Below are 25,803 nucleotides of genomic sequence, written 5' to 3'. Positions count from 1 at the left end.
GATAACACCAATTGAAACAAGATGATTTCATCATAATTAATTTTGAACTTGATACAAGAGTGATTTTGAAATTAACTAAGAAACTTGAGTGTATTTCATGAATATTGATTAATAATGACTAATAAGTCAGAAAAACACATTAAATTAAGTGTTATTTGCAGTTTATTGAATATAACTTTTGTTATAGAGCGTACACATAGAACATTTTAGGACGCACATATTGGCTAAAATAGCTGGAACAGGAATTGATCAATTTAATAATGAAAATGGGATAGTGGCATTATTGAATAGAGTGATACATAGCATCACTCTTATTCATAAAATTCTAATGTGCTGGTTGAGTTCGCTGAAATAGCAAACAGACCATGACTAACATAACTGAAATCAGCATCATTGCAGAAAAAGGCACTGCAGTACCTGTGTAAAACACTGCTAGTAAAGGTCCTGCAAGAGAGCCAAACCCAAAGCGCAATGTACCAATCACGGCAGTCGCAGTTCCAGTTTCCTTTTTAAATTTCATCAATACAATCGCATCAGCATTGACTGACATAATCCCTAAACAGCCCATTAATGGAATGAGCATTGCCACTGTGTAATGGTAACTTAGGTCAATAATATTAACGATCAACAACCCAGTGGCTGAAAGCGTTGCAAACACCGTGGCCACAAACAACATTCGGCTAGATCCATAGCGACCGACAATCCTTGAATTGACAATATTAGCGAGCATCAACGCGCCGACATTAGTGCTAAACAAAATCGCGAATAGTGATTTATCTAACCCGAACACTTCCATATATATGAAAGGAGAGGCTGTTAAGTAACAGAAAAAAGCAAACGATGTGAGCACGCCACAAGTGATATTAACCTTGACGCCCTGACGAGTTAACACGGTTTTATAGGACTTAAGAAAAGACTGAGTACTGCGACTGTCTTTTGCCTTATCGCTTGGCATCTTAAGTTTAAACAACACCAGCATTAACAATACAATCGCGTAGCAGCTTTGGCTTATAAAGATCAGCGGCCATTCACCAAACTCTAAAATTAAACTGCCAAGTGTTGGCGCTAATAAAGGGGCAAGCATCATGATTAAACTGACATAAGACATGCCTTTAGCCGTGTTATCACCATAAACCTCTTTGATATAACCAGGAACAACCACAGTTGCAGCGGCGCCAATAAACGCTTGAATAAACCTCAAGGCTAAAAATGTTTCAATGCTGCTACTAAAAGAGATAAATAAACTAATTAGCGTAAAACCACTGAGGCCGAAAATGACCAAAGGCCTACGACCAAAACGATCCGCAACTGGGCCGAATGTCAGCATGCCAAGCGCATACCCAGCTAAATAAATACTTAAAGACTGTTGTACGGTGGTGACGTGGGCATCATAGCTTATTGCAATAGCTGACATCGCCGGTAAATACATATCAATAGCTAATGGCGTGATAGCAACAATGGCCGCAAGCATTGGAATTAACATGGCAAGATGCGGAGAGTTTTGTGCAGTACTATTTGAATGAGTGTTTGAAGACGGGCTCACACATACCTCAGTAATAAAAAAGAGTGAAGGCAAAAGAAGAGGAACGAAGAAAATTCCATAGAGGATTTTAACATGATTAGTGTTTGCTAATGGGAATTATTTAATAAGAACTTGTATCAAAATCTTTACTGGATCAACTAAATAGGATGTAACAATAGCTTAACAAGAGTGTCGCGTGATTGTCATTGAACTTGGGTAGCTTACCTGAAATTTTAATAACAAGTACGTAACAGGAAAGTGATGATGAAAACCAATATTTTACCCATAGCCGCTATTGTTTCTATGATGCTATTAACTGGCTGCGATGGTGACGACGGCTCTGATGGCAGCAAAGGTAGTGATGGTACTAATGGACTAATTTCGTTACTCACGACAAGTTCGTTAGCTTCTGGTCATGCTATTTGTCCTTTTGGTGGAAAGCAAATCGATACCGGCATTGATACCAATGGAAATGGCATTTTAGACAGTGACGAAATCATTACTGCCCAAACTCAGATTATCTGTGATGCTCAGCAAGGCGCTTTATCTTTAGGGCTTATAGGTCGTTACGAGTCTGGTGTGTTTGGGAAAAGTGCTGCTGAAATTGTTGATTATCACGTAGCAAGTCATCTAGCGTTTGTGGTCAATGCTCAAAGTGGCATGGTCGATGCTATTAGCCTTGAGAGTGTTGAGACTCAAGCTGTTGATGCAGCAGAGGCTTCTACATTAAGTAACTTAGAAAAAGTAAACAGTTTAGATGTTGCTACAGATGCAGAATTAACTGGTCTAGGTAGCGTTAATAGCATCAGTATTTATGGCGACCTTTTAGCTGCTGCCGTTGAAAGAGCTGATGATGTAGGCAATGCGACGCAAGGGAACGGTGTTATCGCCTTCTATCAATTATCTGATGTTGATGCGCCAAGCTTTATTAAAACTGTCAACGTAGGTGCATTACCCGATAACGTGGTGTTTACCCATGACGGTACCAAAGTGATTATAGCCAATGAAGGTGAGCCTAACGATGCTTACACGGTAGATCCCGAAGGCAGCATTTCAATTATCGAAGTGGTTGATAATATTCCTGCCGATACTGCTACCTTGATTACCTTTAACGAGTTTGATGCAGGCAATGCACGCCATGATGAATTAAGCGACCTGATTAAACTTAATGGCCCTGGTGCTTCAGTTTCTGAAGATCTTGAGCCTGAATATATTGCAGTCTCTAAAGATAACCAATATGCCTATGTCAGCCTACAAGAAAACAATGCTATTGCAGTGATTAACTTGGCTGATAATACGGTTGAAGCGATTAATGCACTTGGTCTTAAAGATTACGGAAAAGCGGGTAACGAAATCGATGCCAGTGATAAAGATGATGCTATCAACATCACGGCATACGAAGGTGTTTACGGCATGTATCAGCCAGATACGATAGCAAGTTACCAATGGCGTGATCAGGACTTTATTGTTACAGCCAATGAAGGTGACGCACGTGATTATGACGGTTTTTCAGAAGAAGAGCGGGCTGAAGACTTACTGCTAGACCCAAACCATCCACAAATTTTAACAGCACAAGATAAGACTCAGCTAGGACGTTTAAAAATTACCACTAGCATGGGCGATGATGATGGCGACGGTGATATGGATAAAATCGTCTCATATGGCGCACGTTCTTTTTCGATATGGACCCATGATGGCCAACAAGTTTTTGACAGTGCTAGCCAGTTCGAGCGCATTACAGCGGCGATCTTAGGTGATAACTTCAACAATCATAACGAAGAAAGCAAAGGCGATAGCCGTAGTGATGATAAAGGGCCAGAACCTGAAGCGTTAGCTATTGGAGAAATTGGTGATAAAAAATATGCTTTCATCGGAATAGAGCGCACGGGTGGTTTTATGGTTTACGATATTACTAACCCATTTGATGTTAGCTTTATTGATTATGTGATAAATCGAGATTTTGATATTGATTTTGAAATCGATGGTGATGATATTTCAGGTCAACCTGAGCTTGCTGGTGACTTAGGGCCTGAAGGCATGAAGTTTATCGGTGCTGATATGAATCTGACAGGCAAACCATTGTTAGTTATTGGCAATGAAGTGAGTGGCACGACAAGTGTTTATCAGCTGGATTTTAATCAATAAAAGCACACTGTTGTATTAATACTCAACGGCAGCTCTCGCTGTGCAAAGCCAATACTGAAAAGTATTGGCTTTTTATTTGGTTAGCGAAAGCACCTGATGAATATTCCTGATATGGCTAACTAATACTCAGTGAACAACAGTGGCTAATACAGTTATCGTTTTATTGTATAAAAAGGAGATTTTATTCTGCTTAAGATCATGTATTCTGTATTTATGTGAGCAAGTTAACGACTGGGCGGGAGAGATAATGGCAGAAGTAAACAGTGACGCTTGCTTAATTGGTGAGCATGTCATTTTAGAACCGTTGACACTTGAGCATGTGACTGCGTTAAGTCTAGCTGCAACTGATGGGAGTTTGTGGGAATTGTGGTTTACCACTGTGCCTCACCCAGATGATATGAAGGCTTATGTGGAAAAGGCTTTAGTGCAAGAGAGTCATGGTGAAGCTTTAGCATTTGTGGTCAGAGAAAAGACTTCAGGTGAAGTCATTGGTTGTACTCGTATCTGTAATTGGGATCAACCCAATCGTCGCTTAGAAATTGGTTACACTTGGTATGCCAAAAGAGCACAGCGTACAGCGGTGAATACAGAGACTAAATTACTGATACTCACTTATGCATTTCAAACCTTGGATGTGATGGCCGTAGAGTTTAGAACCCATTGGCATAACCAAGCATCTAGACAAGCCATTATGCGCTTGGGTGCGAAGCAAGATGGTGTACTGAGAAACCATAAATTATTGAAAGACGGCACAGTACGAGACACTGTGGTGTATTCGATCATCGATAGTGAATGGGCCACGGTAAAAAAACATTTAAAACATCGCCTAGATTATTATCAACAGCAAAATGCCAATGCCATTTTGCATACAGAGATAAATTACTAACCATAAAGCTGAGTCAATTTAACGGTTATTGTGGTTTAAGTCGTAATCAGTTAAGTATCAGGAATAAAGGATATTTCATGTTAAACAAAGGATTTCAATTAGCTGCAGCAGTGGTTTTACTTACTGCCGCAAGCAGTAGCTATGCACAAGATAAAGCTGAAGAAGCTTTCAGTAACGAGTTAGTGCAATGCGCTGCGTATTACGAAATCGCATCTGGTGTGATCATGGGGATGGATGCACCACAGATGCAAGCCGTTGGCGGCAGACTTAAAGATTCAGGTCTTGAAGCTGAAAAGATTGCTGGACAATATATGCCTGCCGAGAAAGTAGAAGCGGCAGTTGCGATTGCAAAAGAGCAACAAATTGCCAGCCTTGGCGGCTCAAGTGGTTTAGGACCATTAATGGGTAAGTACAAAGATTTATGTAAGAAAGTGGTACTGGATCCAAAGTCTCGCCTTGAATATTGGGCGATGGTAACCATGTAATTTAGCTGTAGAGTTAATAGATGATGCGCTCAGCATCATCTATTGTTTAACAGATTTCTTAGTCAGTATCTTCAAGATGCTGACTTGTGTTTTAAAGCCTAAATCATATTAAATTTCTACATTGTACTTTTCTGCAATACGTTTCAATCTTCCTGAATCGCGAATTTCATTAAACCACTTTTGCACATGACTTGCCGAAACCACAGAATTCGGTTTGAGCAAGATGCTATGAGAGTAAGCTTGATCCAATCTCTCTGAGATCAGCAATTGCGACCGTGCATCAGGGTGAGTTTGCAAATAGTGCATAAGGTATGAATGGGTGACAGGGGCAATATCGGCGCGACCTTTGAGAACACTTTCTATTGATGCTTTATTGGTATTAACAAACTGAATATCAAAATTGAGTGCTAACTCTTGGCTGTCGGTATTCCAGTCTGCAAATTGATAATGATAGCCACTCACAAGACTTAATGATTTATCTTTAAAAGATGAAAAATATTCTTGGTTTTTGTCATTATCTCTAAGGGTGATAAACACTTCACCGTCGACAATATCAAGTGGGATAAAGGTGGTGTCAAAGTTTTGCCAACCCCAAATAGGGCTTTCAAAAATCATCATATCGAAACGACCAATGTCATATGCTTGGTAGCGATTTTCAATGCTGGTATTAACAAATTGGAAGTCGACTTCTGATTGAAGTTCATTGAACGCTGCGATTAAATCAATGGTAAACCCTTGAAACATGCCGGCCTCAGAGATATTCACATAAGGGGCAAACAAGTAACCGCCCACGTTAACGACAGGTTTAGCCTGAACAGGGTTTATTAGTATTATAAGTGCTGCAATGGCAGATAAAATCTTGTTCATATTCTCAAAGGTATATACGCCTGATGTAAAAATGACACCAGACAAAAAAATGACTTATCTCACAAATGTAACACTTTTGTTTTACGAATAAAATACCCACAAGCTCTATAGGGACACCTAAAATTTGTATAATTTAATGGCAAATTTATCAATAATAAAAAGAGAAAATTAACTTAAGAATGAGTATTGCGAATGAAAGCAAAAAGCGAGGTGATAAAGGTTAATAACAACAAGCGCTTATATGCCACATATCGTAAAGGGTGGGTGTTATGGCATAAAGTGAAATATATAATGCCATCAATTTTTATCCTAGTTTAAGTAAACTAAATTGATGATAAAAAATGATGACATTTACACTTTAAGGTGGAAGAACACTCAAAAGTCGCTTATTTCTGCAGCCATTTCCCGGATGAATTTTGAATGAAATGATTTTTATCCGCCGCCGCAATCGCTTTTTTAGCCGCTCTATTGGCAACATCAGTGGTTGAGAGCTTATTTTTTTTAGCTATTTTTTGATAATGTTGTTTACGTTTTGCGTTAACGTCTAACATTAACTGTTTTGCAGCTTTATCATTGACGACTAGGCCTAAATAGCCATTGGTTTGCTCACCAACTAAGCCTTGGCTTTTTGCTTGCTGTAGGGTTAACGCATAAGCATTTGCTGACAATAAAAGCCCTGTTAATAAGGCTATGATGGGTAACTTCATAATGTGATTTCCTTATTAATTAAAATAGCTCGTCATCTTCTAAAAGTATGTCGAGCTCTTTATCAATTCTAATAATGATTTCATGCTCGATTTTGACATTGAGATTTATCTCAATGGGCTTGTCGGGAGGGGCTATTTTGACTGTTGGCGAGCAAGCGCTCATTAACAGACTGCTCGCGCATAAAAGCCAAAGTGTATTAATCGAATGCGTTTTCACTGAGTTGTCCTTTTACTTCACGGATCGTTCGATATCATTTTGCAGTTGGTTGCCAATCTGCGTACTTTTATATAATTGAAATAAGTTCTCTTCATGAGAGTAGTTTAAATGTATTGGCCTTTCAATATCTTGGCTTTGACCTTTCACTTGCACTTTGAGTGAAGCATCCCCATTTTCTGACATGTCAAAACTGCTACTTAGCTGGCTGTACTCTAAATGTTCTAGTGTTTGTACAACAAAATCTAAGTGTGGTTGAGTTGTTCTAATTTGCTCAAGGGCCGGGTTATTTGACACTTGAATTAAGCCTCCTGGTTTCCTTGCTGCCAAGTGTCCACCTGCAATAGTGACTTTACCATCGACTAAGCTTGCTGGTAAAACACCGTCAAAAATACCATTGGCGTAGACACCAACCTGGGGCTGTGCAGCGAGTAACGCTTCTAAGCTAATGCCATTTAAGACAAAGTAACCTTCAGATTTATCGTGTAATTTTAGATAAAACTCAGGCACTAAAAACTCTCCATCTAATAAGTCGCCACTGGCTGTTAAATTAACATCAGTATCGTTAAGCCCGCTAATTTCCTGTAACCAATTTTTGGCGGGTATTTCATCATTTTTCCCTAGTGAAACATTGGTTTTTAGTTGAATATTTTCAAGATTAATACCGACGTAAGCATCAGCAATATTGAGTTCTGCTTGTTGGCACAACAGACGACTTTGGCTGTAGGTCGTAGGTTGAATTGGTGTGCTATGAACTTGCTGCCAATTGAATTGACAATTAGCCGTTAAATTCGCGTTGTTAAAATAGTTTTCGTTATATTGTGCATCAAGCTGCGAGACTTGCTGTTCAAATTTCATTTCAAACAAAGACACGCCTTGGCTTTCATTAAGTGCAAAACCAGCCTTAAGCTTGTTATAGCCTGAAATGGATAAGTTTTCGGGGAGCATTTGAGTTTGCTCTAAGGTATTAACAACCGATGCTAACTCGGTATCGACCAGCCATTGACCTGCTAAAGAAACTGGCATGTTTTGCTGTGGTAACCGCAGCAAGTGATAGCTGGATAAAATTAGTTCATCGAGCTGCCATTGTTCTGAACCTGTTAACAGCTGATGCTGCAGGTTTAAGTGTTGGCTAAGCGATATATCATCAAGTCGCAGTACTTTGTAACGGCGTAACTTTGTTTTGCTTGGAATGAGCTTATCAATTTGAACATCTTGTAACGACCAATTAAGTTGGGTTTGATTTGATTGGGCGAGTAATGTTTCAAGGGTAGACATTTTTGAAGTAGCGCTACCATGGCGATGGTCAGTTTCTTTGATGTTCGAAGAACCCAATAACAAAGCGATATTTTGCGTTGCGTTGATCTCAAATTGGCCTAACTCAACTTCAAAAGTCTCGTTTAGCAGTTGTTTGATGTCATTTGTTTTAAATGAAAAGCGGTCAAAGCCCAATGCAAAATTGCCAATATTGAGTGTAGATTTTCTAGTAGCTTGGTTTATATCTGTGCTTTGGTTTATATCAGTACTGGTCTCAATAGGCGCTTGAATGTGTTCAATACTTGAAGGTTGCGTAAGCTGCCAATGCAGGCTTTCAAAAGACAATGTCTTTTGTGGCATATAAACATTGAGCTTTTCTGTGTGAATTCCTGACTGAGGCAATAGGGTGACTTTTATTGATTGATTATCAGCTCTGGCGTTTGCAGTAAATTTTATTCTGCTTCCATCAAGTGTAATACGTTTGTCAGAACCGCTAGATTTAGTAGACGTTAATGCTAAGCCTTCACTCAATTCGATTAGTTCAATAGGGTGATGCTGATTCAGACTGAAATCTAGTCTTGAGTTCAGTGTCATTCTATTAAGGGTGGATGAGTTATCGTTTGATGCTGAAGAATTCGCAATTGAGAGGCTGTCCACAGTGAAATCATTGATATCTAATGCTGTTGTGAGAGTGTCATGCTTCACAAGTAAGCTGGCATTTGTTGGCAAAACGTTGATTAAAGATGTGTCATCCAGTGGCATTTCAATGGTTAACGGTTTCTTTAAAGATATAGACCAATCAACAGGTTTGGTCATTTTACTTAGCATTTGGTTAGCGAGAGCTGTGAACGGGGTATCAACGAATTCTGTGCGACTCAACAATGCATTGATATCGGCTAATTGCAGTTGAGTCGTGCGTTGCTGCCAAGTTAAAGGTTGCAGTTCAAAGGTCGTCATAGCGGGCGCTGTATCTGACATTGGCAGATAGTTTATCGAAAAATCGATAGGCGAATCTGAGCTGAATTTAATCCCTGAAAGTAATCGACTGCTAATGAGGGGAAGTGCGTCGCCATTTGATGCTGTTACAGGAATAATCTGATGCTGACTGCCGATTGAACCGTGAATCAAATCAAGTTGTGTATCACTCTGCCAAATGCCGTTAACATCAATTGCTAATGCATCAATACTAGTGACGAAGTCATCTAATCCAGTTACAAAATCTGATTGCGAAACGGCTGAGTGATTGCATAAAGCCTCATCAGATGCCATGAGTGTTAACGCACGATTAAACTCAGTCATACTACTAAGTAAGGTATTAAAGTCAGTTTGATGGCTAAGCGTCCACTGTGTTTGAGCGAGTGCCAGTTCAAACGCCAATACTTGCTGTTCCATCAAATTGACTGTTCCAGACAGTACTTGATGTGTATCCGTTTTCTGCGGTGCATCGGTAGATTTTTTGGCAGATTCCACATGGGTTAACTGCAATTTACTCGTTCGTAGAACTGGGGAAGGAACCTTTTTTTGTAGCGACTTAGGTAAATATACGCTGATATTGTCGAGTGTTATTTGTGGAATTTGGTTAATGCTCAGACCTATATTATCCGAGTTTTCACCTTGTTCTTGTCGTTTAAAAAAACTGTCCCCTAATGTGACTTGAATATCACGAATGTGCAGCGCATTGATATCTTCAACAGCTAAGGACATATTTTTGAGGGTATGGTAACCATCTTTTAGATCTAACTTGATATCACGAAACTCAATAAAGCTATCTTGATAACGTAATTGCAGCCATGGGAAATATAAGTGATTAAGATCGGTGAGCTTAAATTGGGTTAATTCAGTCAGTTTAACGTCAACATCAATCACTTCGATATTATAGGGCTCAGTTAATGAGTTGATTAAATTTAGTGCAATGGGCCTGAAGTTTTGTTGAAGCAGGACTAAACCTAATGCGATTATAAAAAAGCACAATAAAAATAATCGCTTAACAGTAAAAATTCGAACTGCCATTAGGGTAATGAGTCTTTTAAGGTTTTGATATATTTGAATCAGGAAAGGATAGCATAGCTTAGGTGTAATGGCTCAGTTGTCATTTAGTTAACAATCAAACAATCAAACAATCATTCAAATCATTCAAATCATTCAAATCATTCAAATCATTCAATCAACTTATCAATCATTCAATAATGCCTAAACTAACGAACGTACATTGAGTTTATTAATTCAATGTACGTTCAGTTTACTAACTGAGCTTACAGATTTAGTTTCGTTAAGCTTAGGCAATAATCTTAGAATGTTATTGTAAGCCTGCTTTATACCCAGCGGATGTGTGTCGTGAGTGTGTGGCTTTCACCTGGTGCTAATGACACTTCGTCTTCAAGCACATTGGCTGTTTCATGACATACCATTGTGAGGTAGTCGTTATTGTTAAAGCGGGAGAGTCGCTCGGATTTATCTATCCAAGGGTTCCAAAGCACAGCTGATTGACTGTTTTCACGACTGACTTCAATAGTGCCATTTGGAGTATGGAGCAACTGAGTACTCGCTAAATCGGTATAGACTCTATCCGTTTCACGAGTAAAGCTAACTTCATCTGAATCTTGGCTATATGGTCCTTTACCAAATTCGATGTATTTCGCGCCGCTAAAACCTGTAGCAGTTAATTGATGGATATCTTCAATGGGGAAGTAAGTATGTAAAGCTTGAGTTAGGTTTACAGGGTAATCGGCATTATTTTTATTAACGATACTCACTGACAGTGTTTCACCTAGAGTGAATAACACACTGACTTCAGTATCATGGGGCCAGAACTGTTTGTTGGCTTCGGTAATTTTAAGAGTGAAAGTCAAATCAACCAGTTGATCACGCATTTTGACTGATGCTAAAGACCAAATGCTGGTTCTAGCAAAACCATGCTGTGGAAACCCTTCGGTTGGACTGGCTCCGAACCAAGGCCAACATACTGGAATGCCTCCGCGGATCCCATTACCCGGTTGATAGTCATCAGCATTTGATACCCAGAGTAATGGTGCTTTATCTTTGGGTTGGAAATAATCTATTTGAGCGCCTTGAAGAAAAATACTTGCTTGGCACAAGTCAGTATTAACTTCGACATAATCTAAACCGTTTGGGTGTTTTTTAGTGGTAACCGAACCCATAATGCGTTTTCCTTATGTGTGATAACAGAAAAATATATTCGCTATTAGCTTACAAATTTTTCATCAATATTTTAAGAGGTTAACTCTTTGTTAATACGGTTTTAGTGTTTGAAAAACGACATAAACAAGGGTTATTTATGTCGACCAAAGTGCAGTAAACGGTTATTGGCTGGCATTTCAACGTCATTGATTAAAGTAAAGGATTGTTGTGCAGCCAAAGCGGTTATCCATTCAATGTCTCTGATCCCGCTCTGAGGGTTATTTTGTTTTAACCATTCATCAAATGACGCATTACTTTCACTACTATATTGGCCTTGATAATTAAAAGGTCCATAAATCACTAGCTGTGCTTTAGGTAAAAGAGCGTTGCCGACACCTTGGAAGAAGGCTTCAACCATAGATTTACTCATGATGTGTAAGGTATTGGCACTAAATACACCATCGAGTTGGGCAGAGATCATTTTTACAGGCCAATCAAGCATGACATCTAAACCAAAGGCTGGTAATAAATTATGAGTTCCGACTAATTCGATGCGGGCATTTAAATGAGTTAAGTAGCTGTTTTGATCACTCGCTTGCCAAGTTAATTGTGGCAGGTTGGCTGCAAAGTGCACACTATGTTGGCCTGTACCACTGCCAATTTCTAATACTTGTTGGTTGTGTTGAAAAATGCGTTGTAGCTCAACAAGTATCGGCCCTTTGTTATTCTCACAGGCTTGTGAAAAGGGTAACTGAGAAACATGGTTTAAGATAAGTCTACCTTTTCCATTTCAAGTTGCTGTAGTGCGATAACGGCTTGGGTGCGGTTTCTTACGCCTAGTTTACGAAATATGGCCGTCGCATGGGCTTTAATTGTCGCTTCGGACACACCAAAGTCATAGGCGATTTGCTTGTTAAGTAAACCTTCAGCAAACATCTGTAATACACGATACTGTTGTGGCGTTAAGTCTGATAATTTGTTGGCCATCTGACTTGTAGGATCATCATCGACTTCAAGGATTTCTGTCCCTTCTGGTAACCAGATGTCACCATAAAGCACAGCATCGAGCGCTTGTTTTAAGGTGTCCATAGAGGCTGACTTAGGAATGAAACCAGAACTACCGTAATGAATCGCACGGCTAATAGTCTGAATATCTTCATGGGCAGAAATAACCACCACTGGAATATCTGGGTAATGGCCTCGTAGGTGAATCAAAGTCGAGTAACCGTGAGAACCCGGCATTTGAAGATCGAGAAGAATCAAATCAAGATCTGTGGCTTTATCATCAAGAATAGTTTGCAGCGCTTCAGCACTGTCAGCTTCAAACCAATTCGTACCTTGAAAAGCATTATTCAATGCTTGTCTTAGAGCATTACGAAATAAGGGATGGTCATCAGCAATAATTATATTTAAATTTTGTAGCTTCATGGCTTTTTAGTTGTCTTGGTTGCACGTGAAGGTAATTTTAATGTAACAGATAACTTGGTTATCGATCCACGCTAAAGTGCAAGAGTATAACGAAAACAGTTAAATAATATTATGGCTTAGACTTTTGTCTAATAATAAACTTTGAGGTGAAAGTATTGTTCGCTAGAGCAGAAAATACAGGAGTCATGATATGACTCCTGTTGTTTAACGATAAATCTAATTAATGGCAAGTGTAGAAGTATGTTTATAGACTTAAGATTTAATTTCAATATTGTCGTTCAACAGCTCGATGATATCGATGTTGATTCAGTTCAAAGCGATTAAAGTTGTTTGTTGTATTCGACTCTGTATTCACCTTTACCAAAACGGGTATTTTCATCCCAGTTGGCAAATAGACGTAGGTTTTGTGTCGGAGTAAATTGATAGCTTACCGCAAACTCATGGGTTAATACGCTATCATCGCCTGAAAAACCACTCGATTTAAAGGCTTCAGAACCTGAAATTGCACCCAAGTACATTGGGTTATAGTTCAGCCATATTTTGTCGTTAATTTCAATTTTAGAATACATACCAACAACATAAAAACTGCCATGCATGTCGTAACGGTCGGTAACTCCAGAACCAGTACTACCATCAAATGGCTCACCAACAGCAATACCAGCACCCGCTAATGGGTAGAGGTTAACTGGCCCCATTTTTGGTAAAGCTTGAATAAAGCTATAAGATGCGCTGCCTTGGTTAGAAGCGAAATCCCATTGAGCATCAAATTGAGAACCACGGCCATTAGTCAGATCAACACCAAAGTTTCTAAAACGCATAGAGTTAATGGAGTTAGTATCTGATGAACCATTCCAACCGGTTAATTCGCCAGCAAACCCTTTCCTTCAATGATATTCATGCCCATAGTTTCTGGGTTGTTTGTATCATAGGTTTGACCAAGTTTTAAATTAAGTCCAGCATCAGTAATGCCACCGCCAACTTGGGTGTATACCGCTAATGGATCTGACATATCTTGTACTTCTTTCTCGATGACTTCTTCGGCATAAGCACTTGAAGTCATAATACTAATGCTGAGTCCAATGAGTAACTTGTTCATTAATGGCGCCTATTCTAGTAAATAATTTAATTATTCCTATGATATAGGCCGCCATAGTTGAACTGAATTGAGCAAAGGTTATTTCGTGTATAACCCTTGGTTCATTATGCTTATTTGCTAATGAAAATTGATATGGTCAGTTAGAGGAGTTCTTTAGCCATGTCTGCTGACTGCCAAACTGGAATAGGGTTTCTGTCTTCATCGACGGCGACAAAAGTAAATACGCCTCGAATCGCATGCTCTCGTAAATCTTGGTACATATCCTCAACGAATATATTCACTTCAACTTTTAATGAAGTATTACCCACATGAATCACTCGCGCGACCAATTCAGCTAAACTGCCAGCGGGAATGGCTTTTTTAAAATCTATTCGATCTGAACTGACCGTCACTAACGCTTTTCGGCAAAAGCGTGTCGCGGCAATAAATGCGGTCTCATCCATCCATGCTAATGCATCACCACCAAATAACGTGTTGTGATGATTGGTATTTGATGGAAATATCGCTTTGATGACCTTTGCTTCAGATTGCTCAATTCGAGCAGTGATATCTTCTGGAAATGATGGGTTATCTTGTGGTGATACGTTACTTGTAAAGGGCATTCAACTACCTAATTTTATTTTTAGTACTTCTAGTTGGATGGCGAATTATACGGATAACGTCACAAAATAGGTAGTGAAACTCAACACGCCCTAGTCATCACTTAAGGTTAAGTGGGTAAACTTTGCATTTTCAGTAAGTACCCTGATGTGTTTTATATTGTGGATTTCGACTGTGACAGGCTGTTGATTCTTGCTTAATTGGCCTTTAATGACCTCTACTTTTTCAATTGATTTACAGGCCGAATCGGACTTTTCCCCGCTAAATCCAGTATCAAAAAACACCCCTTCGATAATAGCGTTATCTTTCATGGTCAACTCTACGCGATATCGGTAAAGGCAGATTATTTCGATGTAATCGTGTAAGTCACATTTAAGCATAAACACTCCGAAAGAATTGTCTGGTCGTTGAATTTCAGTAAAGCTAAATTTAGATGAATATTTAGATTAATATCAGGGGGAGGGAGTGATGAAATTCAATAGTATTAAAATCAACTACGATAAAACCAAGTGCGGCATAATTTTTTAAGCTAGTACCTTAACAACTAGTACCTTAATAAAACTGAGCTGGTTTGTTGTTCCTGGTGATCAATGGTCAGAATGTATAATCGATTAAACTCAGTTGCTTCCACAATTTCATCTCCTGCAATGCCACCTAATAAACTGACCAGTTCAGGAGTGGTATTACTATGGCCAACAATGAGTATCCGCTGGTGGTGATTGGCTTTTATTGCTGTTGCAAAGTCAGACAATTTGCGTGGGTTATAGCTAGTAATCGTTAATGACTGAACTGATGCTGTTGGCTTTGCGGTATCTTGGGTACGATTATAATCTGTGCTGTAAATGGCATCTAAAGGCACTGATTGAAGCAAATTTGATAAGTTTTGCGCGCGTATTTTGCCTTCAGCTGTGAGGAAAGGGTCATTGCCCGATTCTTTTTCAGCATGTCGAACAAGAAATATCGTTTTGGTTTTAACGTCTGTTAGCTGTTCTGAATTAGTTTTTTTTGTATTGGATATCTCGGCTGCAATTAAACCACTGCTAAACATCAAAATAGCTAAAATAGTGATCAGGCCAAATGTCATCAATAGCCCTGTAAAGTATCTTCGGTTTAATTGTTTTCTATAGTGACTGTCCATCTTGTCCTCCTATGGTTAGGGTTAACTTAATCAGCAAGGTAGTATTCAATCGTTGATACCACTCTAACGCGTTTGATATGTGGATTATTCTTATCGCGATTGCTGATGCTAAATTGACCCTGACTTGCGCGTTTAATTTTTCCTAGTTGGCTATCAGAGTCTTTGGCAAATTTGTCGGCCACTAAACGTGCATTGCGGGTCGACTGTTCTATCATTTGCGGTTTAACTTCATTTAAACGTGTGAAAATATATTCAATTTGTGCGTCGTAATTGTTTTGTGAAAAAACGATACCTTTTTTACCTAGTTGGGTTAACTCCGGCATTGCACTTCGTACTTTTTCAATGTCAGTAGAATACACCGTTATGGTCTGCAATGCGGTGTAGCGGTATTCTACTGTTTGGTTACCACCATATTGCTGCGCTAATTTATCCGTAATAGTAGGCGCGGATTGAGTGACTTCATCAGTTGTGATTTCATTACTGACTAGAAATTGATTAATCAATGCTGTCTGACTATCAATTTGCTCATAAAGCGCCTCTAGACCATTGCTAGCAGCAGTAAATTGAATTGGCCAGATAACGACATCAGCTGGGTATTCGTTTTGAGCAAGCCCTTTAACAGTGACACTTCTATCCAATAACTTGTATTCAATAATCGCTTGTTTCAGTAATAATCCCATCACTGATAAACCAACAAGTAATAACACACCTAAAATAGCGGCACTGGATTTGTTTGAATTGTTCAAGAGACGCTCCTTTAATTGAATATTATTTTGAATACTATTTTGAATATTATTGCCGAATTGACGCTCAAATTATTTAAAAATGAATTCAAAATTAACTGGTTTGTAACAAACATTAGCTAAAGACCATAACGGTAAGTTGACGTGCTCGTCAACTTTTGAGTTAAATTGATTGTTTTGCGGACAAGTTGCAAGGAGGAATTGTTTACAAGCGCTAAGGGAGTAGTCAGTATTAAACACTTAAATAAAAAAGGAGGCTTATAGCCTCCTTTAATCGGTAGTTCAAATTAACCAAAGGTATAATCTAATTGGACCGTTGATTCTGCTTTAACAGGTTTACCATCAACAAACTTTGGGGCATAACGCCATTCTTTCAGCACTTTGATACTTTCAGTTTCAAAAGCTTTACCACCTTTAGATTTTAATATTTCTGGATTGATGACAAAACCTTGTTCATCAACGGTAAAGCTTAGCTGTACCATGCCCTCAGTGCGACGTTTGGCTTTAGATTGCGGAAATTTAGGATTTACGCGGTAAATAGGGGTTTGCTGCTGATCTGGGCTCCAAGGCTTCATGCTGCCGATGGCAATGCAATGTTCAGTGGCTTGTTCTGGCTCATCTCGTTGGCTATAAAGTGACACTAGTTTAGCGTGTGAGGCTAACTCATAAGGATGAGAATATTCGAGGCGTTCATATTGATTGATGACTTCTAATAATTCAGCTTCGGCTTTGTCATATTTTTTATCTGCAAAATATACTGCTGCACTGTCGTATCTCGCGTTTACTAATACGGCAGCATCGTTGGGAAGGTTTTCACTGTAAATTTGTTTCGCTTTTAAAATATATCGGCGCACAGAGGGCTTGTCGTATTTAGAATTAATCAATTTGGTAAAACTGGCTGACAAGGTATGTGCATAAAGAATTGGCTTGTCGCTGTCTTGCGCTATGTCACGAGCCTCAGATAACAGAGATTTAGCCAGTTTTATATCTTTAGTTTTGTCTGCATAGGTGAGTAAAGGGTCAATAATTTCAATACTTTCATCGCCATAGTGGGATTTGTACAAATCAAGTGTCAAATCAAAATAGGGTTGCGACTCACTATCTTGCTTATTTTCTGCTAGTGCAATGGCAAGGTTAAAGCTTAAGTTTGCCGTATCTATACTGTCTTTGCCGTATAGTTTTTTACCCAGGTCAAATGCTTGTTGTGCTGATAATACCGTTTGTTGTTTATCGCCAGCAGTCACTGCTTGATTATAGGCTTGGTAAGCTTGGGTGAAATCTTGAGAAGAGGCAAAGGTGTATGTCGAGAAACATAAGCATCCTGTTAATAGGCTGATACAGGCTAATTGAGAGCCAGACTTAATCATAACAAATCCTTTTGATATTTCATTTTGTAGTTTAATTTTCAAAGCTTAATCACATCAGCTTTAGATAACAACATAATTTACTTAGTCATTTATGTGACCATTTATTTTGGCATTCTGTAATTTATTGCAATTTCGAAGAAGTTAACAATAATTATTGATACTGGAACAAGCGTGACAGTTAAACGCGTTGTACTTCAAGGAAGAATTATGTCAGTGGTGGGAAACCTATTCTCTGAGTCAATAACCCTCAATGATTCGTTATCTTATTGGCGAAGAATTATATTCAATCGAATATTTGGTTTATTAGCTATTATTTGCATCCCCGTATACTTCACAAGTGTGTACTTGTGTATTCAATCTGATCTTTTATTAATGGCGGTTTTTGACACCATAGTGTATGCCATTTTACTGTTTATTATTTGGGATAATAAACTCAGTGACAGAAGACGATTTTTAATTGGTTGCGGTTTATCTTACTGTATAGGTGTAGGTTTTTTAATCGCTATTGGCCCAAGCGGAGCTGGCTTCTTTTGGCTGTTTATGTTCCCGCCGTTGACCTGTATTTTACTTGGTAGTCAGGCCAGTAAGTTTGCCCAAATATTTAATTTTATTTCTCTGATACTTTTGGGTGCGGCATTTTATCTTGATTGGCATATATGGCCAGATATTGAAGGTTACAGCGTGGTTATTTGGTTGGTAGTGGTGATTAATTTTGTTGCTACCAATGCGATTGTGGCAATGTCTACGGCGTTTTTACTGGATAAATTATCTAACTCTTTAGAAAGTACATTAACGTCAAGAAGAGCGACAGTGATTGGCTTAGCTAAGTTGGCAGAATACCGAGACAATGAAACAGGTGCGCATTTATTGAGAATGCAGCAATATGCTTCTATGTTGGCGAAACAAAGATACAGTGAGCGTGATGCCCCTGACGAGTTAACGCTCTCATTTATTGAGGAAATAACCCTATCATCGGTACTTCATGATATTGGTAAAGTCGGCATTGCGGATGCTATTTTACTTAAACCTGGAAGATTAACACCTGAAGAGTTCGAACAAATTAAAGCGCACCCTGTAATAGGCTCGTCTGTTCTTGAAAGTATTACTCGCTACGCGCCAGATTGTAATTTTATCAAGATGGGCAGTGATATAGCTGGAGGACATCATGAAAAATGGGATGGTAGTGGTTACCCCAAAGGGCTTGCAGGCGATGATATTCCGCTGTCTGCTCGTATTGTGGCGCTAGTTGACGTGTATGATGCGTTAACGTCCCCAAGATGCTATAAAAAACCGTTTAGTCATCAAGATGCTGTTGGGTTAATTCTTGAAGGAAAAGGGAAGCATTTTGATCCGAAGTTGGTTGAGAGCTTTATGACAATTAATCATTTATTTAAAAAATTATCACTCATCTCAATTGAAGAAGAACAGTCATCTGCTCTTTTGGTTTGAATGAATGGTAGGTCATGGTTAACGAGTAATACAAAAAGAAAAGCCAATCATCACTGATTGGCTTTTCTGACATTACGTAATAGTAAAATTACTTGTTAAGTAGTGCTTTACGGTCTTTTGACGCTTGCGCTAAGTCACGTAATAATTTTTCAGAATCTTCCCAATGCAAACATGCATCAGTAATGCTTTGGCCGTAAGTTAAAGGCTGATCTTCAACAACTTTTTGATTGCCTTCAATCATAAAGCTTTCTGCCATGATACCAGCAACTGCAGTACTACCACTGCGCATTTGTTCCATGATGCTATCAGCAACATTTAACTGATTCTTATGTTTCTTCTCGCTATTACCATGGCTAAAATCAACGACGATACGTTGAGTGACACCAACAGTTTCTAGCTGTGAACGGACGATTTCTACATCTTCCGCTGAGTAGTTTGGTTTTTTACCACCACGTAAAATGATATGACCATAAGGGTTACCATGAGTGCGGTAAACAGCCATTGCACCATCTTTATCTGGTGAGTAGAAAATATGTGGAACTTGCGCTGCACGAACTGCATCAACAGCAATGTTGATGTTGCCATCTGTGCCGTTTTTAAAGCCAACAGGGCACGATAATGCTGAGGCCATTTCACGGTGAATTTGGCTTTCAGTGGTACGTGCACCGATTGCGCCCCAAGTGATGAGATCGGCAATGTACTGACCATTGACCATATCTAAAAACTCTGTGGCAATTGGTAATTTAAGTTCAGTGATTTGCTGTAATAAATGACGCGCCATTCTTAAGCCTTTATTTGGGCTAAAGCTACCGTCTAAGTCAGGATCTGAAATTAAGCCTTTCCAGCCTACGATAGTGCGTGGTTTTTCAAAGTAAACACGCATAACGATACACAAATCGTCTTTAAGTTCGTGATGAAGTGCTGCTAAACGTTGAGCATAATCTAAAGCCGCTTCAGTATCGTGAATTGAACAAGGGCCGATGATAACCAGTAATCGTTGATCTTCGCCTGCAATAATGGCTTCAACTTCACGACGTTGCTCAACTAAGTAGTCAGCAGCATCTTGGGTTAATGGATATTCAGATGCGAGTTGCGCAGGTGAAATTACCTTACATAAAAGGGAGGTACGTAGTTCGTCAGTTTTAATTGTCATTCATTTTACCGAGCATGTTTGCGATGAATTAACATCATATTGCTCGGGATTATAACTAATTAGTTAGCGTTAGACACGTTGAAATCGACTTAGATAGAGAACAAAAGCGGTCAAATAGGAATAAGTTAGCCGAAAATGTTGTGTGTTTAACATTCTCGGCATATATAGGCAGACTTTTTATCAATGACTGCCTAGTTGTAGTAGAGTTAAAACATATGACGTTTCAAGCCTGTAATATCAAGAATTCTTGCCGATATCTCTTCTACTGAATGGTAGGTTGTATTGACGAACGGAATGCGCTCTTTCTTATATAGCATTTCTACTTCTTTCACTTCGATACGACATTGTCTTAACGATGAGTAACGGCTGTTTTCCATACGTCCTTGGCGGATCTCATGTAAGCGATTGGGATCAATCGTTAAGCCAAATAATTTAGACTTATTTCGTTTTAATGCTTCTGGCAATTTTAAGTTATCCATATCGTCTTCTACAAAAGGGTAGTTGGCCGCTTTGATGCCAAACTGCATAGAAAGATACAAACTCGATGGTGTTTTTCCGCAACGGGAAACACCGAGTAAAATAATGTCGGCTTTATCCATGTGTTTCATGGTTTGACCATCATCATTATCTAAAGTGAAATTAATCGCATCAATACGGTTGTCATAAGCTTCGTTAGCGGTGCTCTTGCCGTGAGTTCGGTTAATAACTGGCGCTGCTTTTATACCTAGTTGTTGTTCTAGTGGCGAAACAAAGGTGTTCAAAAAATCATAATCTAGCCCTTCGCTTGAGAAAATAATATCGCGAATGTCGGAATTTACTATCGAATGGAACACAACGGGTCTTAAGCTTGTTGTAATAAAACTATCATTGATTTGTTGTTTCACCTTTTCAGCTTTGGCTACACTGTCAATAAATGGAATGGTAAGTGCTTCAAATTCAACTGGAAATTGCGACAGTACTGCGTGGCCAAATACTTCTGCTGTGATCGCGGTCCCATCTGATATGTAGAATACTTTTGGTGTCATTTCAGCCTCTTGTAGTAATAAAATTACAAATAAAATTATACATTTACGGTTGTTGTGGTGGAGTGTAGAATGCCTCTGCCCTCGTGTGAAGGGGCCATTGAAATAAACTTGTGGAGAGATAACTGTGCAGCAATACATACTCTGGTATCAAGAACTAGGAATGGGTGATGTAAACAAAGTTGGCGGTAAGAATGCGTCACTTGGTGAGATGATCAGTAACCTAGCAAACGCAGGTGTTCAAGTCCCAGGTGGATTTGCTACAACTTCTTATGCGTTTAATGAGTTTCTAGAGCAAAGTGGTGTTAACCAGAAAATTTTCGATATTCTAGCAACATTGGATGTTGATGACGTTAATGAATTAGCGAAAGTTGGTGCACAGATTAGACAGTGGGTTATCGATACCCCATTTCAACCGGAACTAGAAGATGCGATTCGTGAAGCTTACGAGCAACTTTCTAGTGAGACGCAAGAAGCCTCATTTGCAGTGCGTTCATCAGCAACTGCTGAAGATATGCCAGATGCATCTTTTGCAGGCCAACAAGAAACATTCCTAAACGTTAAAGGCTTTGATGCTGTATTACTTGCTATTAAGCATGTTTACGCTTCGCTATTTAACGATCGTGCAATTTCATACCGTGTTCACCAAGGTTATGAGCACCAAGGTGTGGCATTATCTGCTGGCGTTCAACGCATGGTTCGTTCAGATAAAGCGTCTTCTGGTGTTATGTTCACTATGGACACTGAGTCAGGTAACAACGACGTTGTTTTCATCACTTCATCATTTGGTCTAGGTGAAATGGTAGTACAAGGTGCGGTTAACCCTGATGAATTTTATGTTCACAAACCAATTTTAGCGCAAGGGCATCAAGCCGTTGTGCGCCGTAATATCGGCAGCAAGTTGATTCAAATGGTTTACTCTGACGATGCTTCACATGGTAAGCAAGTGAAGATCGAAGATATCCCTGCAGAACAACGCAGTATTTTCTCAATCAATGACGAAGAAGTCATGGAATTGGCTAAACAAGCCGTCATTATTGAGCAACATTATGGCCGTCCAATGGACATCGAATGGGCAAAAGATGGCAATGACGGTAAGTTATATATCGTTCAAGCCCGTCCAGAAACGGTTCGTAGCCGTGAAGATGTACAATTAATCGAACGTTACCACTTAAAAACTCAAGGTGATGTCGTTTGTGAAGGTCGTGCCATTGGTCATAAAATCGGTACCGGTGTTGCTAAAGTACTAGCCTCTATCGAAGATATGGATCAAATTGAACCTGGTGATGTACTCGTTACTGACATGACGGATCCTGATTGGGAACCTATCATGAAGCGCGCAAGCGCTATTGTTACAAACCGTGGCGGCCGTACTTGTCACGCAGCAATTATTGCTCGCGAACTTGGTGTTCCAGCCGTTGTTGGTTGTGGTGACGTAACTGACCGCATTCAAAATGGTCAAGTTGTGACGGTTTCATGTGCTGAAGGTGATACAGGTTTCATTTACGATGGTGAGCAAGACTTTGAAGTCATCACTAATCGTGTTGATTCATTACCTGAACTACCAATGAAAATCATGATGAACGTCGGTAACCCTGATCGTGCATTTGATTTTGCTCGTCTTCCTAACGAAGGTGTTGGTCTTGCGCGTCTTGAGTTCATTATCAACCGCATGATTGGTATTCATCCTAAAGCATTGCTCGATTTCAACTCTCAACCTGCTGAGCTACAACAAGAAATCAACGAGATGATTGCAGGTTATGAATCTCCAGTTGAATACTATGTTGCTCGTCTGGTTGAAGGTATCGCAACGATTGGTAGTGCGTTCTATCCTAAGAAAGTTATCGTACGTATGTCAGACTTTAAGTCTAACGAATACGCTAACCTTGTTGGTGGTGACCGTTACGAGCCTGAAGAAGAAAACCCAATGTTGGGCTTCCGTGGTGCAAGTCGTTATATCTCTGAATCATTCCGTGATTGTTTCGCGCTAGAATGTGAAGCGATTAAACGTGTCCGTAACGATATGGGTCTGAAGAACGTTGAAATCATGATCCCATTCGTGCGTACGGTTGATGAAGCTGCGCAAGTGATTGAATTGCTAAAAGAGCAAGGTCTCGAGCGTGGTAAAGACGGTTTACGCGTCATCATGATGTGTGAATTACCTTCGAACGCTTTATTGGCTGACCAGTTCTTGGAGCACTTTGATGGTTTCTCTATTGGTTCTAACGATTTAACTCAGTTAACGTTAGGTCTAGATCGCGACTCTGGCATCATTAGTCACTTGTTTGATGAGCGTAATGATGCAGTTAAAGCATTACTTTCATTAGCAATCAAAGCGGCTAAAGCAAAGGGCGCTTACGTAGGAATTTGTGGCCAAGGCCCATCAGACCATGCAGACTTCGCTCAATGGTTAGTTGAGCAAGGCATCGATACCGTATCACTAAACCCTGATACAGTAATCGACACTTGGTTATACCTTGCTGAAGAACATGCGTAATTGCTGTTTAAGTTAAGCTAACTTAGTTAGCTTGAAAAAGCCGCTTAAATGCGGCTTTTTTTTGCCTGTAAATTGAGCCTAATCTGCGCTTTTTTTAGTTATTAGGACTTCTTGTTAGTTTATAGCAGCTAGGGCTTGTTGATCTTTGCTGGTTAAGTTTTGTTCGAAACAAGAACGTTTTAATCGAGGCGGATGAGTTGATGCCTAGTCATCTAAGCAGCTTTTATTCACAAAGATTCATCCAACAAAGAGTAAAATGCTTTTAGTCGAACCCTTTGGGCAGCGTTTGTTGGCCATTTTACTGCGTTATCGACTTTTTATGTAGAATGACTACACCACAAAGTCTCTGCCTTGCGCCCTTGATGCATAGAATGGCCAACAACTCGCTGCAAAAACAACCTTGAAAGATCAACAGGCCCTAGGCACATATAGTGGCTTTTTTAAGTCATGCTATGTTTGTTCTTAAGTGTAAATTGAGATTGATGAATAAAAGGATAGATTCAAATGACATTAGCTAAAATCATTATTTGTCAGGTAACGGACGAGAAAATACAGAGTTTTACTCATAGCCAAAGCCTGTGGGGGTTAACTGCATCATGTGAGGGATTCATTGGTCAGCTAGGTGGTTGGGTGCAAGGGGAATGTGCACAAGTTAGCAGGGAACATAGTTCGGATAGTTACAATCAAGCCGTTGTCATTGGATTATGGCAATCACAGCAAGGTTTAACTGATTTCATGGGATCTGCTCATGACAACATCATTGAACAAAACCAGCAAACGTCAACTTATCTAGCATGTCAGGTTAATCGACATCAGCATGTTTTAACAATGGGCTTAAACGCTCTCGATATCCCTGAGATACAACTGATAAGCATGGTTACATGTGAAGGTGCCATTGATAAACAAAAATTTATTGCTGAGCAAAAGGATTTTTGGGTTCCTACATTACAAAAACAACCAGGGTTTATTGGTGGTGATGTTTGGCAACGAGAAAAAGATTCTAATAATTATCTCGTGTTGACGTATTGGTCGAATGAACAAGCTTATAGGGCATATGATATTGGAGTTTTTACTGAGTTAACTCAACTTATTGATCAACAAAACATAACACAAGTCCCGACTAAGAAGCCCTCGGCTAAGAAAGTCTCAAGTAAGACTGTTTTAGTCGAACGTCGTTGGGACGTTATAGCGCATAAGTAAATTACTGCTCAAACGTTTGAGGCATATCAATTGCTTTATAAGCATTAATGATGTGCTGCACCTTTTGTTTACGCCCAACCTGTATACGTTGGTAATGGTTTAATGTTTTGTTGAGGTAACGCCAAGACACACTTTTTTTAGATTCACTTTTATTCAACCAAATTTGCTCTCCGACTTCAGATATAGCCTTCGAAGTCTTATGTTGCTTAGCGTTTAATGAGTCAGCCTTATAAGCTGAACTTGAACAATTAGCAACTAACAGAATTTCATAAAAACGTTTGTTGTCTTCAATTAAACATTCTTGCTTTAAGCTAAAATTTAACGAAATAAGATTCTGTCTTAAGCTGTATTGATGATGAACAGGGCAAAGTAAAAAATCGATATTTAAGTCAGAATACTGCTTTTGAATACTATCGATAAACTGATTCATTAAATCACCGCCAACACCCGCAATAATGATTAAATGCTTACCACAATATTTGTCTAAAGGAAGCTTTGCTACATCTATACAGTGAGTAAACCAGTTGGATTGGACTGTGGGCTTAAGCTTTGAGCTTGAATTAAGTCGGACTAATTTTTGCTCGAGTTCATTCATTAACTCAACAACGATATCAACAAAGTGTATATTTGGCGCAGCTTGGCGCATTAATAAGGCCCCACCTAGAAATCCATGATCGCAACAACAATCCCAAATATGATCGTACCCAGATAAGACCATATCATCTAATTGCTGCAATCTTTTACTGAGTTTCATGGGGTGTATATCCGAGTGTAAGTGGGAGTGTTTATTAAAAAGCGCCGCATTGTAATGGTTTTCAATCTGTGGGTATATGAATTAGTCGTAATAGTGTGAATAATCTGCACCATATAACCGGTACTTTTTAACCTG

The 25,803-nt window shown here is 39.3% G+C and carries 24 protein-coding genes; 6 read left to right on the top strand and 18 right to left on the bottom strand.

The window, feature by feature from the left end:
- Positions 1-325: 325 nt before the first annotated feature.
- Positions 326-1,483 (bottom strand): multidrug effflux MFS transporter, encoded by a 1,158-nt coding sequence (locus BCU84_RS11210; protein ID WP_102528184.1) that lies wholly within the window; start codon positions 1,481-1,483, stop codon positions 326-328.
- Between the two features lie 303 nt (positions 1,484-1,786).
- Between BCU84_RS11210 and BCU84_RS11205 the strand changes: the two genes are divergently transcribed.
- The 3 genes from BCU84_RS11205 (at position 1,787) to BCU84_RS11195 (ending at position 5,038) form a co-directional block, all read left to right on the top strand.
- Complete coding sequence (locus BCU84_RS11205; RefSeq protein WP_102528174.1) at positions 1,787-3,667, top strand: choice-of-anchor I family protein; 1,881 nt, start codon at positions 1,787-1,789, stop codon at positions 3,665-3,667.
- A gap of 247 nt (positions 3,668-3,914) precedes the next feature.
- Positions 3,915-4,553 (top strand): GNAT family protein, encoded by a 639-nt coding sequence (locus BCU84_RS11200; protein WP_102528173.1) that lies wholly within the window; start codon positions 3,915-3,917, stop codon positions 4,551-4,553.
- A 77-nt stretch (positions 4,554-4,630) separates the two neighbouring features.
- Complete coding sequence (locus BCU84_RS11195) at positions 4,631-5,038, top strand: hypothetical protein (protein WP_102528172.1); 408 nt, start codon at positions 4,631-4,633, stop codon at positions 5,036-5,038.
- Between the two features lie 108 nt (positions 5,039-5,146).
- Here the strand turns inward: BCU84_RS11195 and BCU84_RS11190 are convergent, their stop codons facing one another.
- From BCU84_RS11190 to BCU84_RS11130, 14 genes are all read right to left on the bottom strand, one after another.
- Positions 5,147-5,905: a transporter substrate-binding domain-containing protein gene (locus BCU84_RS11190; protein ID WP_102528171.1), complete on the bottom strand. Its 759-nt coding sequence runs from the start codon at positions 5,903-5,905 to the stop codon at positions 5,147-5,149.
- A 386-nt stretch (positions 5,906-6,291) separates the two neighbouring features.
- Positions 6,292-6,612, bottom strand: coding sequence for a YdbL family protein (locus BCU84_RS11185; RefSeq protein WP_102528170.1), 321 nt, complete (start codon positions 6,610-6,612; stop codon positions 6,292-6,294).
- Between the two features lie 19 nt (positions 6,613-6,631).
- A complete protein-coding gene (locus BCU84_RS11180; RefSeq protein WP_102528183.1) occupies positions 6,632-6,775 on the bottom strand; it encodes a YnbE family lipoprotein in 144 nt (47 codons plus the stop codon).
- A gap of 66 nt (positions 6,776-6,841) precedes the next feature.
- A complete protein-coding gene (locus BCU84_RS11175; protein ID WP_102528169.1) occupies positions 6,842-10,093 on the bottom strand; it encodes a YdbH domain-containing protein in 3,252 nt (1,083 codons plus the stop codon).
- A 302-nt stretch (positions 10,094-10,395) separates the two neighbouring features.
- Positions 10,396-11,241, bottom strand: a complete 846-nt coding sequence (locus tag BCU84_RS11170) for a D-hexose-6-phosphate mutarotase (protein WP_102528168.1) — start codon at positions 11,239-11,241, stop codon at positions 10,396-10,398.
- A 131-nt stretch (positions 11,242-11,372) separates the two neighbouring features.
- Complete coding sequence (locus BCU84_RS11165; RefSeq protein ID WP_102528167.1) at positions 11,373-11,993, bottom strand: DUF938 domain-containing protein; 621 nt, start codon at positions 11,991-11,993, stop codon at positions 11,373-11,375.
- Positions 11,987-12,649: a response regulator transcription factor gene (locus tag BCU84_RS11160; RefSeq protein ID WP_102528166.1), complete on the bottom strand. Its 663-nt coding sequence runs from the start codon at positions 12,647-12,649 to the stop codon at positions 11,987-11,989. The genes BCU84_RS11165 and BCU84_RS11160 overlap by 7 nt, the downstream gene beginning before the upstream one ends.
- A 320-nt stretch (positions 12,650-12,969) precedes the next feature.
- Positions 12,970-13,467 carry a hypothetical protein gene (locus tag BCU84_RS20830; protein WP_198589566.1) on the bottom strand — a complete coding sequence of 166 codons (498 nt, stop codon included), beginning with the start codon at positions 13,465-13,467 and terminating at the stop codon, positions 12,970-12,972.
- 41 nt (positions 13,468-13,508) lie between these two features.
- Positions 13,509-13,745 (bottom strand): hypothetical protein, encoded by a 237-nt coding sequence (locus BCU84_RS20825; protein ID WP_198589565.1) that lies wholly within the window; start codon positions 13,743-13,745, stop codon positions 13,509-13,511.
- A 140-nt stretch (positions 13,746-13,885) separates the two neighbouring features.
- Positions 13,886-14,347 carry an acyl-CoA thioesterase gene (locus tag BCU84_RS11150; RefSeq protein WP_102528165.1) on the bottom strand — a complete coding sequence of 154 codons (462 nt, stop codon included), beginning with the start codon at positions 14,345-14,347 and terminating at the stop codon, positions 13,886-13,888.
- A 90-nt stretch (positions 14,348-14,437) separates the two neighbouring features.
- On the bottom strand, positions 14,438-14,725 hold the full coding sequence (locus tag BCU84_RS11145; RefSeq protein ID WP_102528164.1) for a Rho-binding antiterminator: 288 nt from the start codon (positions 14,723-14,725) through the stop codon (positions 14,438-14,440).
- Positions 14,726-14,889: 164 nt separating this feature from the next.
- Complete coding sequence (locus BCU84_RS11140; RefSeq protein WP_102528163.1) at positions 14,890-15,483, bottom strand: phosphoglycerate mutase family protein; 594 nt, start codon at positions 15,481-15,483, stop codon at positions 14,890-14,892.
- Positions 15,484-15,509: 26 nt separating this feature from the next.
- Positions 15,510-16,229: an SIMPL domain-containing protein gene (locus BCU84_RS11135; RefSeq protein ID WP_102528162.1), complete on the bottom strand. Its 720-nt coding sequence runs from the start codon at positions 16,227-16,229 to the stop codon at positions 15,510-15,512.
- Between the two features lie 284 nt (positions 16,230-16,513).
- Entirely contained in the window at positions 16,514-17,593 is a 1,080-nt protein-coding gene (locus BCU84_RS11130) for a TonB family protein (RefSeq protein WP_102528161.1), read from the bottom strand.
- Between the two features lie 207 nt (positions 17,594-17,800).
- On the opposite strand from BCU84_RS11130, the gene BCU84_RS11125 reads away from it, so the two are divergent.
- Positions 17,801-19,042, top strand: a complete 1,242-nt coding sequence (locus tag BCU84_RS11125; RefSeq protein ID WP_102528160.1) for an HD domain-containing phosphohydrolase — start codon at positions 17,801-17,803, stop codon at positions 19,040-19,042.
- 88 nt (positions 19,043-19,130) lie between these two features.
- Here BCU84_RS11125 and BCU84_RS11120 read toward each other — a convergent pair whose 3' ends face one another.
- Entirely contained in the window at positions 19,131-20,195 is a 1,065-nt protein-coding gene (locus BCU84_RS11120; protein ID WP_102528159.1) for a 3-deoxy-7-phosphoheptulonate synthase, read from the bottom strand.
- A 206-nt stretch (positions 20,196-20,401) separates the two neighbouring features.
- Positions 20,402-21,220: a pyruvate, water dikinase regulatory protein gene (locus BCU84_RS11115; RefSeq protein WP_102528158.1), complete on the bottom strand. Its 819-nt coding sequence runs from the start codon at positions 21,218-21,220 to the stop codon at positions 20,402-20,404.
- A gap of 124 nt (positions 21,221-21,344) precedes the next feature.
- Here BCU84_RS11115 and ppsA point away from each other — a divergent pair, with 124 nt between their 5' ends.
- Both ppsA and BCU84_RS11105 read left to right on the top strand, forming a co-directional pair.
- The gene (gene ppsA, locus BCU84_RS11110; protein WP_102528157.1) at positions 21,345-23,714 is read left to right on the top strand and encodes a phosphoenolpyruvate synthase; all 2,370 of its coding nucleotides are present in this window, start codon (positions 21,345-21,347) and stop codon (positions 23,712-23,714) included.
- Between the two features lie 504 nt (positions 23,715-24,218).
- Entirely contained in the window at positions 24,219-24,914 is a 696-nt protein-coding gene (locus BCU84_RS11105; RefSeq protein WP_102528156.1) for a DUF4937 domain-containing protein, read from the top strand.
- 1 nt (position 24,915) lies between these two features.
- Here the strand turns inward: BCU84_RS11105 and BCU84_RS11100 are convergent, their stop codons facing one another.
- Positions 24,916-25,668 carry a tRNA (adenine(22)-N(1))-methyltransferase TrmK gene (locus BCU84_RS11100; protein ID WP_102528155.1) on the bottom strand — a complete coding sequence of 251 codons (753 nt, stop codon included), beginning with the start codon at positions 25,666-25,668 and terminating at the stop codon, positions 24,916-24,918.
- Between the last annotated feature and the right edge of the window lie 135 nt (positions 25,669-25,803).

The sequence above is a fragment of the Shewanella sp. 10N.286.51.B7 genome, from assembly GCF_002873615.1.
In the GTDB taxonomy this organism is placed as follows: Bacteria; Pseudomonadota; Gammaproteobacteria; order Enterobacterales; family Shewanellaceae; genus Shewanella; species Shewanella electrodiphila.
This window is presented reverse-complemented; position numbering and strand designations above follow the sequence as displayed.